Origin of the sequence: Geodermatophilus sp. TF02-6 (assembly GCF_003319115.1) — a bacterium.
Taxonomy (GTDB): domain Bacteria; phylum Actinomycetota; class Actinomycetes; order Mycobacteriales; family Geodermatophilaceae; genus Geodermatophilus.
Genome location: NZ_QOHF01000006.1, coordinates 110,315 through 124,545, shown reverse-complemented (window position 1 = coordinate 124,545; position 14,231 = coordinate 110,315). Strand labels below are relative to the sequence as shown.

Sequence of the window (14,231 nt, the reverse complement as noted above, 5' to 3'; positions counted from 1 at the left end):
TGCGGCGCCGCAGAAGTGCGGTCACGCTTTGTGCGGTGTCCCCCGACCTCGTCACAGGACGCCGTTGGCCCGCAGGACGGTGAGGGCCTCGATGGTGCGGTGGCCGCGCCACTCCAGCGCGGCCGCGGGGGAGTAGCTGGCGAAGTCGACCGGCTAGCCGCGCCAGCTCTGCTCGACGACCTGCAGGGTTCCACGTGGAATGCGGGCCGGTAACCGCTCGAGCCGACTGGGGTGGCGCTCAACATGGCGCTGGCCGCAGAGACTGGCCGCAGGGAGCGGTTGCCGCGGATCTGTTGGGCCGCACCTCACTGCGCCACACTCCGTAGCTGTCTCCGTGTCGACGGGGGGTCGCATGACGGTCGCTGTCGCCATCGCCATCACCATCACCAGCCTCGCCGCGGGTGCGGCCGTGGCCTTCCTGCTCAGCCGGTCGGGACCACCCCGCGGTGGACACGTCAGGACACGTAGACGTGCGGACACCCCGGTGCGAAGCGGCCGGAACGGTCATTCGTCGACGAAGTTGGCGCACCGCTACGTGGAGGGCCTTCGGCGTTCGGAACCCGGTCCTGCGCCGCCGGAGGACGACACCGCAAGGCAGCGCCCCTGGGTCATGCGGCTGACCGTGCATGACACGGACACCGGCTTCGTCCAGGACGTCGAGGTCCGGGCACAGGCGGCGACCAGTGTGGCCTCCCTGCTGTCCGCGCTGCCTGTCCGCGTCGGGACGCGGCGGTGCTACGTGGGCTCCCAGGCCGTGGATCCAACAGGCACCCTGGGAACGAGCCCCTTGTTGCAGGGCGCGACGATCAGCGTCGGTGCGCCGGCGTCGAATCCGCGAACTCTTCCGGACGGCGTCGTCGGTGCTCTCCGCGTCGTTGCGGGCTGTGACGCCCGAACCGCGGTCTGGCTACCGCCCGGTGGCCACCTGATCGGGCGGGAGACCGCAGCGGCGGTCCTGCTGCACGACGGGGACGTCTCCCGGCGGCATGCGCAGCTCGATGTCCGACGCGACGGCGAGGCCACCCTCACCGACGTGGGCTCGACCAACGGCACGAGGGTCGACGGAGACGCCGACACCGGACCCGTGACATTGAACCGCGACAGCGTGGTGGAGATCGGCGGGAACCGGCTGCAGTGGGTGTCCGGATCCGCCCCGCTGCGCACCGCCCGCAGCTCGGACGGGCGGTTGGAGTTCAACCGCGCGTTCGCCCCGGCCCCGGCTGTGCTCCGCACCGCGGTGGACCTGCCGGTGTCGGTCCACAGCCCGGCGCGAACCGCCAGCACGCTGGTCATCGGCGTCCTCGTTCCCCTGGCTCTCGGCGTTACCCTGGCCCTCGCCCTGGGGCACCCCGCCATGCTGCTGTTCGCGCTGCTGGGACCGGTGACCGTCCTGCTCACCGCGTGGTCCGACCGGCGCCAGCGCCGGGCCAACGACCGCGAGCGAGCCGCTGCGCAACAGGCGGTCACACAGCGGCTGACCGCGCACGTCGCCGAGGAGGAGGCGCTGCGCCGGGCGCTGGCCCCGGACCCGGTCGACCTCACTCTCGCGGCGACCGGCGCCGCCCGGGGGCTGTGGCCGCGCAACGCCGACTCGCCGGACGGACTGGTGCTGCGCGTGGGCCTGGCCGACGAGCCGGCGTCGGTGGACCTCCGGGGTCAGCCATGGACGGGGTTCGAACCGCCGGTGCTGCACGACGTCCCCGTCACCGTCGACCTGCGGACGATCGGGGTGCTGGGCGTCGTCGGCTCGGCCGGGCCGGCGGCCGCGCTGCTGCGCTGGCTGCTCGTGCAGTTGGGCACCCTGCGCAGCCCGGACGACCTGCGGCTGGTCGTCATCAGCTCTGGAGACGGCGAGGAACTGGCCTGGACCCGCTGGCTGCCGCATCTCGACGCCGGGGAGGCCGGCTCGTCACCGTGCTGGGTGGGCAACACTGCGGCGACCCGCACGGCGCGGATCGCCGAGCTCAAGACACTCGTGGCCACACGGACGGCGGCCCGCGGCACCGCATTCGACGTCCGCTTCACCGACGAGGTGGTCGTGGTGCTCGACGGTGCGCTCGAGCTGCGCCGGCTGTCCGGGATGAAGGAGGTGCTGCGCGACGGTCCGTCGGTGGGGGTCTACACGATCTGCGTCGATCGACACGACATGAACGAGTGCCGCGGTCTGTGCGAGCTCGAGGGCACGGTCCTGCGGCTCACACGCAGCCGGGACGACCGGACGACAACGATCCGGCCCGAGGGGGTCGATCACGCAACGGCGGAACGACTGGCCCGTGCGGTGGCGCCGATGCGCGACCGACTCACTCTTGCCGGCGCGGAGGCCGCCGTCCCCTACCCCGTGCGCTTCCTCGACCTGCTGGGCATGGGCGCACCCACGGCCGAGGACGTGCTCGAGCTGTGGCGGGAGCTGCCCGGACCGACCACCGAGGTGCCACTGGGCGCCGACGCCTCGGGGCTGGTGACGGTCGACCTCGCAGGTCAGGGACCGCACACGATGCTCGGCGGCGCTACCGGTGCAGGCAAGAGCATCCTCCTGCAGACCCTGGTGACCTCGCTGCTGCTGTCGAACCGATCCGACGAACTGGACCTGGTCCTCGTTGACTTCAAGGGCGGCAGCGCGTTCCTGCCCTTCGAGGACTGCCCCCAGGTGGTGGGGCTGATCCGCTCGACGGGGGAGACACCCGCCGACGTCTTCGACGAGGCCGCCGCAATCCGCGTGCTGGCCTCCGTGCGGGCGGAGGTCCGCCGCCGCGAGTCTCTGCTCGCCCGCTACGGCGGGGAGATCGACGAGTACTGCCGCGCCCGCTGCGGAGATGCGGCGCTGCCCGCGTTGCCGCGGCTGGTCATGGTGTTCGACGAGTTCGCGCGGGTGCTGGAGGTCTCGCCGGACTTCCTGCGGGAGCTCGTCAACGTCGCCGCCAAGGGCCGGTCGCTCGGCATGCACCTGGTGCTCGCCACCCAGTCGCTGCAGGGCAAGCTGTCGGCGGAGCTGAAGAACAACATCGACCTGCGCGTCACGCTGCGGCAGAACGAGCCCGCCGACAGCGTCGAGGTCCTCGGCGTGCCGGACGCCGCGGTGATCCCCGGCCGGCTGCGAGGGCGCGGCATGATCCTGTGCACCAAGGACGAGACCCGCACACCGCGGCTGTTCCAGTCCGGCTACCTGGGTGACCCCCCGCCGGTGGCCGGGGCCCAGCCGGCACGGGTGCGCATCGTGGAGTGGGCCGCGCTCGGCGCGCCCCGGCCGCAGGAGCCCTCCGCCGCCGGTGGTGCGGTGACCGACCAGCAGCTGGCCATCGCCGCCATCGAGGAGGCCGCCCGCCGCCTCGGCCTGCCCGCGCCGCACCGCCCGCTGCAGCCGCCACTGCCCGCCCACCTCGGGCTGGAGGAGCTGTCCTGCCGGGCCACCGCTGCGGCAGCAGCGACGGCAGTGCCGTTCGGACTCGCCGACGATCCCGACGACCAGGCACAGCCGCCGGCGGCGCTGGACCTGGCCGGCACCGACCGGCTGCTGGTGGCCGGTGGCCCCCAGTCGGGTCGGACGACGTTCGTCCGTGCCCTGGTGGAGAGCCTGGCGCGGCGGTTCCGTCCCGACCAGGCACACCTCTACCTCTTCGAGCACCAGCCGGCGGGCTTGGCCGCCTACGCCGAGCTGCCGCACTGCGGTGGTGTCTTCTCCCCGGCCGAGCCGGACCGGGTCCGCCGCCTGGTCACCTGGCTGGACGGCGAGGTACAACGGCGGAAGGTAGCCGGTTCCGGCGCGGACCCGTGGATCGTCTGTGTGATCGACGGGTGGGAGCACTTCGAGAACCGCACCGACCCGGCCTTCGTCGAGACGTCGCTGCTGAAGATGCTGCGCGGAGTCATCACCGCTGGCCCGCCGGTCGGCGTGCACGTCGTCGCCGTCGGGGGCCAGGCCATGCTGTCCAGCCGGGTACCCGACCTCTACTCCCGGCGGCTGCTGCTGCCCTTTCCCAAGGAGGAGACCCGCCGCGCATACCTGCCCTCGGGAACGGTGAGCCCGCCGGTGCTGCCCGGTCGGGCCGTCGACGCCGCGAGCGGGGACCACGTGCAGGTGTGCCGACCCTCGCGGTCGCCTAGCGAACTGGTCGGCCTGGCGCCTGCCGAGCTGTTGCCCAAGCAGTTTCCGTCCCTACCCGTGCGGGTGTCGCTGGACGAGCTGTGCCTGCCCTCGCCGCTGCCCTCGCCCACCTGGATTCCGCTCGGTGTCGGCGGGCCGGAGGTCGAGACGATCGGGGTCGACTTCTTCGGCGCCGGGCCGCACACCATGCTCGTCTCCGGTCCGGCCGGCTCGGGCCGGAGCACCGCCGCGCTGACCGTGATCACCGGCCTCCGCTGCGTCGGGGTCGACGTGCTTGTCGTCGCGCCGCCCCGATCCCCCCTGGCCACGTTGGTAGACACCGATCTTGGGGTGCGTGCGGTCGTCGGCACGACCGTCACGGACGCCGAGCTGCGGGAGGCCGTGGCCGACTTCGGTGAGGACCGCTACGCGGTCGTAGTCGACGACTTCGAACAGATCACGGTGACCCCGTCGCAGGAGAACTGGGCGGACGTGTCGACCCTGCTCGAGGAGGCCACCAGCCCGGCCTCGCTCGGCCGTCAGGCGCTGGTGCTAGTCGGTGACGCGACACCCGTCCTCAACGGCCAGCGACGCTCACTGATGCGGGTGGCCAATGAGGTCCTGACCTCCGGCACGCGGCTCCTGCTCACCCCAACCGTCCCGCTGGTCGCCCGCGAGCACGGTTTCTCCCTGGAGCCTGACCAGTTCTTCGCCAGCCCTCCCGGCGCCGGCTACATAACCTTTGCCCGCCAGCAGCTCGTGCGGGTCGCTCTCTTGTGAAGTGGCACGCGGCCGAGGACCCACGATGCAGCAGCCGTTGCAGTTGACGGTGTGTCGACGACGCTGCCAATGGCGGGGCTTGGTCATCCGACAACGTACGGCGTCCCCGTGCTCTCGGCATTTCCACGCCGCGGCCGATCGCCTCACTTGCCACGGCAGCAGCTTTCATTAGCTCACAGGGGAAAGCCGACTATGCCGCCCGTTCACGTGGCTCCAAGCTCAGACAGGACATCCTGAGCGCTCGCGGAGGCCACGGTGGACTTTCCCGTCATAATGGTCTTGCACATCGCCGGCACGTCGACCCCCTCAAACCAGAGTTCATTGAGGGTGTCCAGCAAATGGGCGGACACCTGGTCGTCGGCGTTCGCCAAAGCTTCCAGGACGATGCCCAGTCCCTTCACCCCCCACTTCACCACTAGTGTCCCCGCTGCTGCCTTGATTACAGCGAGATCCTTGTCGTTCAACAGATCACGGAGCTGCATGACCGCATCGTCGTTGCTGGACTCAGCTAGCAAGGCTGTGGCACGCATGCGGTCCTGCCAATTTCTGGACCGCGCCAAGGAGTGAATCCGCTCTGATGTCATTCCACCCCTCCTGACATCGCGCTATACGACAACCTGGGAACGGTATAAACGTCGCCCGGCTACAATGATCATCATGGTATTTCATCGGGTGTGGCGGCCCGCACGTCGCCTTGGCGAGGGAAGACTTTCCCCAGCGGGTTGACGTCATGGTGGTATTCGACGGTATGCGGGGTGGGAATTCCTGCATGCGGTCGCCCGGTCAGATCAACTCTCTTGATAATGAGGCCGCTGCTGTCATACACGGCATAGTTGGTGATGGACCCATCGGGGGCCCTTTTGACGAGGATGGCCCCCGCAGGGCCTTGCTGAAGTGGAAGGCGACGCCCAGGGTACATGGCGGCTGCTGACAGGTCGATCCTGTCGGTCCGCGCGCCAGGATTTCCGGCGCCTGCCCTATTATTCCGGCACGGCGTCAAACCGAGAGGATCCGACTCGGCAAAAGGATTCTTGGGATAGCTGTATACATTGCTCCCGCCCCTCAAGCCGATAGGGTCGTCGCTCTGGTAACGAGCACTGTCCATGCTGTAATAGCGATGATGGTTGTACGCGAGCTGCGTTTCGCCGTCGAAGTACTGTCCCGGAAACATGAGGGGACAGTCCCGATCCCTGTCCCTTGGGCCGACAGCATCTCCCCAGAGGCTCGACTTGCCTTGCCAAATCGGCTCTCCGTCGCCGTTCAGCAGCTCGGCCGGTGCGCCGCTGAGTTCCGTGACGATCAGGTGGAATTCCTGCACCGGTGGAGAACCCGATTCATCACCAACAGAGCGCATCAGCAGGGACTGCGAGAGTGGTTGGAAGGTCCCAGGAAACCAGTCCCATGACCTGGCTCGGCTGATTGAAGGCACGCGTAATTGGTACGGGCGAGCGCTGGTGAACTCTTCGGCGAGCAGAAGGCCGTCCCACGCAAAGTGAAGTCCCTCCACCTGGTTTGAGGCCCGGTCCACACGCTCCTTGGCCGTACGCCGACCGAAGGAGTCGTAGCGGTACTGCCAGCGCTCTCCCTGGGGGGTCTCGGCAGCGACGAGGCGATCATCACCGTCCCATGTGTACCGCCAGGTGCGCGGCTTGGCGGACAGGCGCTTCTGTTGGCGGATCACGACACGTCCTTGGCTGTCGTGTTCGTATCGCACCGCACCCGCGCGGCGGATCTGCGTGCCGGCGTACTCCCGGTCGCCTTGAGCATCACTACTCAACGTCTCGGGAGAAGCAGGCCAGGACCCAGTTGTGATATTCCCAGCCGAGTCGTAGGCGTACCGTTCGGTCCAGCCGGCCCCGGTGACCGCGGTGATCCGGCCGACCGGGTCGAGGTCGAAGCGCCGACTTCCCGACAGGAGGTCGTCGATCTGGGTGATGTAGCCGTCGGCCCGGTAGTGGTACTTCCGCTGCTGCACGACCCGCGCTTGGCGCGCGGATTCAGGCCGTGCATCGTCGAGCGAGGGCGCCGTGACGGTTTGCGCCAGCAGCTGTGAGTTGGCGTCCCAGTCCTGCGCGATGACGACGCCGGTATCGAGGCGCCGCTCGATCTCTCGCCCCGCCGCGTCATAGCTAAAGTCCAGCCGGTGTCCCGCCGTGTGCAGGGCGACAGGACGGTCGTTGGCGTCATATTCCCACAGGCTCTCCGCGCCCGACGGCGTCCGGCGGCGCACCCGCCGGCCGAGCACGTCGTACGTGGACTCGACGCTGCGGCCGTTGCACGTCTCCGACAGCACCCGGCCGAGCGGGTCACGCTCGAAGCGGACGTCTGCGTCGGCGTTCGTGGCGCGGACGACGCGGCCCGCGGGATCGTAGGAGAAGACCGCGAGGGCGTCCTCGGCTCGCTGCTCCACCACGTTGCCGAGCGGGTCGCGGACGAAGCGGGTGACCTCTCCGGCGCCGTTGACCCGCTCGACGAGCTGGCCGCCGGCGTCATACGCGTAGCGCAGGACGCGGCCGTTGAAGTCGATCTCGCGCACGAGGTTGCCGGCGGCGTCGTACTCGTACCGCCACATGAGGCCCTGCGGGTTGGTGACGGCAACCAGGCGCAACTCGGTGTCGTAGGAGAACACCAGTCGGGCGCCGTCGGGCGCGGTGCGGGCGGCGGGCAGGTCGAAGTGCGTGACCTCGATGCGGGTGGCAGAGCCCATCGCGTCGAGGTGCTCGACCAGGTTGCCCTCCCCGTCGTACGACCACCGCTCGGTCGCGCCGTCCGGCAGGGCGCGCCAGGCCAGCTTTCCCTCGACGGTGTAGCGGAAGCGGGTCGTCGCCCCCAGCGGGTCAATCACGGTGGCGGCGCGACCGGCGACATCCCGCTCGTAGCGGGTCGTCGCCCCCAGTGGGTCGGTGACGGCGACCGGCAAGCCGGCAGCATCGGTCTCGATCCGGCGGACGTGACCCAGGGCGTCCATGACCTCGACCAGCCGGCCCAGCTCGTCGTACAGGTACGACGTCCGTGCCCCCATCGGGTCAGTGACGGCGGTCAGGTTGCCGCGTTCGTCGTACTCCCGCCGCCAAACGGCGCCGTCGGGCCCGATGACGGTGACCGGCAGGCGCATCGCGTCGTACGCGGCGGAGATCGTGCTGCCGTCCGGCCGCTCGACCGAGGTCAGATCGCCGGCTTCGTCGTAGGCGTAGCGAATGGTCCGGCCGAGTGGGTCGGTGCGGGCGAGCAAGCGGTCGTAGCGGTCCCACTCGGACTCGGTCGCGTGCCCGAGTGGGTCGACCTCGCGAATGACCTGTAGGGCCTCGTTGAGGTGGTAGGTGGTGCTGTGACCGAGGGAGTCGGTCACCACGCTGACGCGGTTGTCGACGTCATAGGTGATCGTGCCGTCGAGGCAGCCGTCCGAACCGGAGGTGCGGACGCAGCGGCCGTAGGCGTCGTAGGCGTAGCGGTACTGGGTGCCGTTGCGGTCCTGCCACTGGGTCATGCGCCCGGCGCTGTCGTACCCGAAGCGCAGCGGGACGCCAGAGGAATTGACCACGTCGGTCAGCCGCCGAGCCCCGTCGTAGCCGAAGCGGACGAGGACTTGCTCCACGTCTCCTGAACGGCCGAGCAGGCGCAGCCCGGTCACCAGGCCGCTGCGGGTGTCGACGGCGACGCGGTAGCCGCCGGAGTGGCGGACCTCGGTGAGCGTGCCGTCCCCGTCGTATTCGAGGTCGATGCGGTGCCCGTTGCGGTCGACCACCGCGGTCAGCGGCAGAACGCCGGCGTCCGGTCCGCTCGTCGACCCGAAGTGCAGGACGAGCCCGCGCTCATCGTCGGTGACCGTGTACGTGTCGTCATCGGTGCGGGCGAGGGGAAGGCGCGGACCCTCCTCGGGTAGCACGTGGCCTGCGGCGGGCACCGGGGGGTAGACGAGCAGCGTGCCGTCCTCGGCGGCGTAGCAGACCCCGGCACCGTCGACCTCGAGCCGCTGGTCGAGCGTCGACGCCCACGACGGGCCGAACCAGCGGCCCACCCGGTAGGACGACAGGTGCGTGCGCGTGAGCACCAGCGGGAGCATCCCCGGCAGCTCGGCGTCGGTCTGCTGGAGCAGCATCTCGCCACTTGCGACGTCGATTGGGTCGACCCTGACATTCCGCATGGACGTGGGAATCGCGTTCCGCCGAACCCAGGTGATGCCGCTGCGGATGGCGGGCACCGCCTTGCGACCGACGGCGTGCAGCGCACCGCCGACCGTCCGGCCCGCCGTCCCGAGGCCACGGGCCAGACCCTGCGCCGCACCTGCCAGCCGCGCGGCATTGCCGGCCAGCTTGCCGGCGGCCCCGACGACTCGGCCGGCGGGGATGAGCCCGACAGCCTCGAGGGCGACGTCACCCAGCGAGGCCTCCCCGCGTCTGTACTTGGCCACCGTGTCGGCGGCCACGGCGGCACCAGTAACGAGAGCGGCGGCGAGTATGGCTGCCCCGATGGGGCCGGAGATGAAGAGCGCCGCGACGCCGGCGACGAGGGCGACGACCTTGCACAGCTCGACGAAGGCGTCCCAGGACCGGAACGGCGCGGAGGCGAAGTCCCACGCCTTGCGGAACCACGACTTGTTCTTGATCCCGCTGCCTTCGAGGGCCTCGTTGATGCCGTCCACGCACCGCTGCTCGGCGTCCCCCCGCAGCTCGGCCGCCTGATCGGCCAGCCGGCGGGCACGGTCGCGGTCGGTGTCGGCGTCGCGGGCGCGCGCCGCCGCGGCGCGCACCTGAATCTTCACGCCGTCGTCGAGGCCGATCATCCTGGCCTCGAGCGTGGCCAGACTGAGGCCCGAGGCGAAGGCGAGTTCCCGGTCATCCGGCAGCGCCGCCCGGATCTCCCGCATCGCGCCCTGGTAGCGGTCATCTGCGTCCCGGCCCTGGCGCAGCGCCGAGCCCGCCTGCGATTTGGCCCGCTCGAGGTCACCGGCGAACGTCAGCACAGCATTCCCGCAGCCCTGGTAGGCACGGGCCAGTTTGCCGATTTGGTCGGGGAGCTCGGTCAGCACGTCGCGGAATTTCGGAGCGTAGTCGCCCTCCATCCGCAGGGCGCCCTCGTTGGCGGCCACCGAGCGGAGCCGGTCGGTGTTGCGCTCGGCCAGTTCCGCCTGGTGGTGCAGCCGCGCGGCCAGCTCCCGGGTCCGGGACGGGTCCCCGGGCGCCGGGTCGCCGTCGCGACCGACGACGTGCCAGTCGCTCATGGCGGGAGTCGGTCAGCTCCCGGTGGACCTGCTCAGCCGGTCGTCCAGGTCCCGGTGCTCCTTCACCGTGGTCTTGAGGAAGCTGCTCATGCCCTCCAGACCCTGGATGACGTTCTTCGCGCCGGTGTCCCACTGCGCGTAGGACTGCTGGAACTTGCCGGAGGCGAGGTCGGTACGGAATCCGCCCTGCACCAGGTTGTCGATCATCGACTTGAGTCGGGCCAACTCACTGATCATGTCCTGCTGGGCGGTGCTCAGCTGCGTTGCGCAGCTCTCCAGCTCCTGGTAGCCGACGTTGATGTTGGACGTCATGGCCGGGTCCCTCTCCGGGAGGAGGGCCGTACGGACGGTCGCCGCACGGTCAGCCGTACGGCACCGTGCCGTACGGACGCATCAGGAGGTCAGTCGCTGGACCAGGCGAGTGTCGCGCTGATCGCGTCGAACAGTTCGAGCATCGGTTCAGCCAGCTGTACCTGTGGGCTGGTGAGCACGACGTCCAGGACGCCCTGCTCGTGGGGGACGGGGATCAGGGTCTGCATGACGACGGCGTCGAGGGAGCCGCGGGCGCCGAGGTCGACGCGCTCGACACCCGAGATGCGCACGGCACGGCCGACGGGCAGCTCCACGACCTCCACCCGCCGCCACGTGGGCGACCCGTCGGCGGGCGCCCCGGCGCTCACCTGTGCGGCGATCGCCTCGACGGTGTTGTCAGCCGGGTCGGGAGCACCCTCGGTCTGGAAGACCATCGCGGTGGCGGCGAGGACCCCTGCGTCGTCTACGGCCTCGGTCATCGCCGCGCAGAAGACCGCACCCCGCCGCTCGGCGTCGGCGGCGGTCTGACGGAGCAGCTTGAGCAGGGTGCTGCGCTGCGGGGCGAGCTCCGGTTCCTGGGTGATCCGGGCATCGACGAGGCGGGCGAGGTCGCCGGTGCGGGTGGCTCGCCAGACGTCGAACTCCACCCAGGACGTCGGCACCCGCAGGGTGAAGCCGGTCGGTGCCGCGGTGCTCGGAGCGGTCACTGCGGGCTACCCGTCGTCGCCGTCTCGGGAGCTCTGGGGACGACGGTGGCGGGCGGCATCACCGGCAGCGCGTCGGCGAGTGAGCGGTCGACGGCCTGTGTTCCCTCGGCGAGACCCCGCAGGAGCCCGGACCCGCGGTCCAGGAGCTCGCCGAGCTTCTTGCGACTGTCGGAGGAGTCGGCGTAGAAGCCCTCGAGGGCCTGCTCGACCCTGTCGGAGCCGGTCGCTCCGGCGAACCCACCGAACACCTGGTCAGTGGCGTCCATGTCCCGGCGGATCCCGGCCAGCTCATCGGAGACCTGTCGGGCTACGCGGGGGTCACAACTGAAGGAGCTGGCCACGAGATCCCCCGAACTCCGCTCGGTGAGCAACCTCTCGCGATGAGGGAAAGACGCTACGGCCCGCACCTGCTCTGTCGCAAGGGGTGCCCTTCGTCACCCGAGTGAGCTAACTTCCGGGTCCACCTACGCGCCTGCTGCTGAGAACGCGCCCCCAGGGCGGACAGGAGCGAACATGGTCGAGGAGCCACTCGGCAGCGAGTACCGACTGCTAGAGGAACTCGGCCGGGGAGCCGTGGGTGTCGTGTGGCGGGCCGTCAGTCACAGGGGAGGTCCGCCGCTCGCCGCCAAGCTACTGCACCAGCATCTCGCCGGCGAGCCCGAGATCCGCGACCACCTCCTGCGCGAGGAGGCGGTGTTGCGGCAGCTGCGACACGACTCCGTCGTGGCCGTTCGTGACGTCGTTGCCGAACGAGGCCGACTGGCGCTGATTATGGACCTCGTCGACGGCCCCGACCTACGCCGCTACCTCCAGGATCACGGCGGGACGCTCCGGCCAGCGCAGGCATGCTCGATCGCTGCCCAGGTCGCGGCCGGCCTCGCCGCCGTGCACGCGCACGGAGTCCTCCACCTGGACCTCAAACCGGAGAACATCCTCGTCGAGCCGTCGGCTGAGGGAGCGCACGCGAGGATCACCGATTTCGGCATCGCCGTCGTCCTCTTGGACGCAGGTCAGCGAGGAACAGCCCTGGGAGGAACCCCCGGCTACACGGCGCCGGAACTGACACGAGGCGGGCGGGCGACAACCGCCTCTGATGTGTTCTCCCTTGGCGTGGTGCTGGTCGAGATGCTCACCGGCCACCGACCCGAAGTCTCATCAAGAACCGACCTGCCATCACAGCTGCCCACGACCCTGCGCGGTGTCGTACGCGACTGCTTGGCGCGCGAGCCTAGACGCAGGCCGAGCCTCGATTTGCTGCGTGATGCGCTGCGGACCAGCGAGGCGGCCGTGGCTGGCATGTCCGGCTTGCACCTGAGCACCGGACCCGCGTCAGCGGAGGTCACGTCCATCCGCCCGAAGAACGAGGATTCCGAACCGACGAAGCGGCGGCGACGACTGCTGGTCCTCGGCGCGTCAATCGCCACCGTGCTCGCAACCGCAGGTACGGGCGCGGGCATCGCCGTCCTGAGCGGTGCCTGGGCCGACGACCGGCCGGGGCGGGGCTCGCCTGCAGCGACCTCGACAGCACCGGAGCTGGAGCCCAGCAGCCCAGCTTCCCCAGGACCCTCGCCCTCGACCGAGGAGACCCAGGCACCGCCTCCGATCACCGACGCGGCGCCGTCCCGACCAGACCGAACGAGCGAATCGGTCCCGCCGCGCCCGACCACGGACACATCACCGTCTCAGCCGAGCCGAACGAGCGAGCCGACCCAGCCGCGCTCCACCAATTCGTCAGCGCCGAGCACGACCACCCAGTCGACCGCGCCAAGCGAAGCGCCTCAGTCAACCACTTCGGCTCCAACCGCGAACTCGACGTCGACGACGCCGGGCGAGTCAGCCAGTTCTACCTCCGTACCACCTTCCGAGGTGAGCACGCCTGCGACTGGTCAGTGGGTCGTCGCCGTCACCCCGTACAGCAAGTCATCGACGGACGCACTCCCGCACGCGAGCGAACGCGCGAGCCAGCTCACCGCGGCCGGCCAGCCGGCGGAAGTGCTCGACACCTCGAAGTATCCATCGCTGCCCTCGGGATCCTGGCTCGTCTACGTGGGACCGTACTCGAGTCAGCGAGCCGCAGCCGACCGCTGTCTGGCCTTGACCGCCGTTCCGAACTGCTATCCGGCCTATCTCGGGACGAGTCGTCGCCCGCCTGAGCCGGTCACTCCAACGGTGATTGCCGTACTCGCCACCTTTGGCACTGACGGGTGGGCACGAGCGGAACAACAGGCCCGTCGGCTCACCCAGGAGGGCATCACAGCGAGGGTCCTCCTCACCGACTACTACGTCCCGGCACTGAGCGCCGGCCACTGGATCGTCTACGCGCCCGGGCCGTTCGCCGACGCGGACGCGGCGACCGAGTACTGCCGCACGCCTGCCGTCGCAGCCGCTTCCTCGGGGTGCAATGCCCGAGTTCTGCGGTGAGCTAAGGGCCCCCGCCAGTAGGCGTGATCGTCGCGTTCGGCGTGGCTGATCGTTGAGGGCAGGCACGAGGGCCACGCTCGCGAAGGTGCTAACGCTCCGTGAGATGTGGACCGCTCGTGCCTGCCGTCCCATCGTGCATCCTTGACCCGCTGCGCGAGCAGTTCCTCGCCCTGCTGCCGGCGCGTGTCGATGACCACCCGCTGGGCTGTCACCGGCCGCGCATCGCCGACGCCGTGGTGTTCGATCACCTCGTCGAAGCGCTGGTGTTCGGCGCCGGCTACGAGCGGATCGCCGACGCCGCCTGCTCGGCCACCACCATGCGCCGCCGCCGGGATGAGTGGATCGCCCTGGGCGTCTTCGACCGGCTGCGGCTGGCCTGCGCCGACGCCTACGACCAGATGATCGGCCTGGACCTGGCCGACCTGGCGGTCGACGGCTGCACCACCAAGGCGCCCTGCGGCGGGCAATGCGCCGGTCGCAGCCCGGTGGACCGGGGCAAAGGCGGCCTGAAGCGATCCCAATTGTGCGAGGGCGCCGGCGTGCCGATGGCCACGGTGTCCGCGCCGGCCAACACCCGCGACGACGCCCTGCTGGGCCAGACCCTGGCCACGACCTCATGCTGTCTCGCGGCTGCCGCGGACAGGCTCGTCCCGGAGGTCCGTGCTCCATGCGATCCGGGTGCAGCAGGGCCCGGACCGAGCCGGCCGCC

7 protein-coding genes and 1 pseudogene are annotated in these 14,231 nt (G+C 70.1%); 3 read left to right on the top strand and 5 right to left on the bottom strand.

Annotated features, from left to right (window positions below; translation table 11 throughout):
• Window positions 1-199: 199 nt before the first annotated feature.
• Window positions 200-4,861 carry an FtsK/SpoIIIE domain-containing protein gene (locus DQ238_RS07610; RefSeq protein ID WP_370447503.1) on the top strand — a complete coding sequence of 1,554 codons (4,662 nt, stop codon included), beginning with the start codon at window positions 200-202 and terminating at the stop codon, window positions 4,859-4,861.
• A 203-nt stretch (window positions 4,862-5,064) separates the two neighbouring features.
• Here the strand turns inward: DQ238_RS07610 and DQ238_RS07605 are convergent, their stop codons facing one another.
• The 5 genes from DQ238_RS07605 to DQ238_RS07585 form a co-directional block, all read right to left on the bottom strand.
• Entirely contained in the window at window positions 5,065-5,391 is a 327-nt protein-coding gene (locus DQ238_RS07605) for a hypothetical protein (protein WP_113780681.1), read from the bottom strand.
• A 125-nt stretch (window positions 5,392-5,516) separates the two neighbouring features.
• Window positions 5,517-10,082: a DUF6531 domain-containing protein gene (locus tag DQ238_RS07600; RefSeq protein ID WP_113780680.1), complete on the bottom strand. Its 4,566-nt coding sequence runs from the start codon at window positions 10,080-10,082 to the stop codon at window positions 5,517-5,519.
• A 12-nt stretch (window positions 10,083-10,094) separates the two neighbouring features.
• The gene (locus DQ238_RS07595) at window positions 10,095-10,394 is read right to left on the bottom strand and encodes a WXG100 family type VII secretion target (RefSeq protein WP_113780679.1); all 300 of its coding nucleotides are present in this window, start codon (window positions 10,392-10,394) and stop codon (window positions 10,095-10,097) included.
• 89 nt (window positions 10,395-10,483) lie between these two features.
• Window positions 10,484-11,101 (bottom strand): hypothetical protein, encoded by a 618-nt coding sequence (locus DQ238_RS07590; protein WP_113780678.1) that lies wholly within the window; start codon window positions 11,099-11,101, stop codon window positions 10,484-10,486.
• Window positions 11,098-11,367, bottom strand: a complete 270-nt coding sequence (locus DQ238_RS07585) for a hypothetical protein (protein WP_147263024.1) — start codon at window positions 11,365-11,367, stop codon at window positions 11,098-11,100. The genes DQ238_RS07590 and DQ238_RS07585 overlap by 4 nt, the downstream gene beginning before the upstream one ends.
• Window positions 11,368-11,614: 247 nt before the next feature.
• Here DQ238_RS07585 and DQ238_RS07580 point away from each other — a divergent pair, with 247 nt between their 5' ends.
• Together DQ238_RS07580 and DQ238_RS23650 are read left to right on the top strand one after the other, a co-directional pair.
• Window positions 11,615-13,522: a serine/threonine-protein kinase gene (locus tag DQ238_RS07580; RefSeq protein WP_113780676.1), complete on the top strand. Its 1,908-nt coding sequence runs from the start codon at window positions 11,615-11,617 to the stop codon at window positions 13,520-13,522.
• 116 nt (window positions 13,523-13,638) lie between these two features.
• A pseudogene (locus DQ238_RS23650) lies at window positions 13,639-14,127 on the top strand (IS5/IS1182 family transposase); the annotation flags it as partial.
• Window positions 14,128-14,231 lie beyond the last annotated feature (104 nt).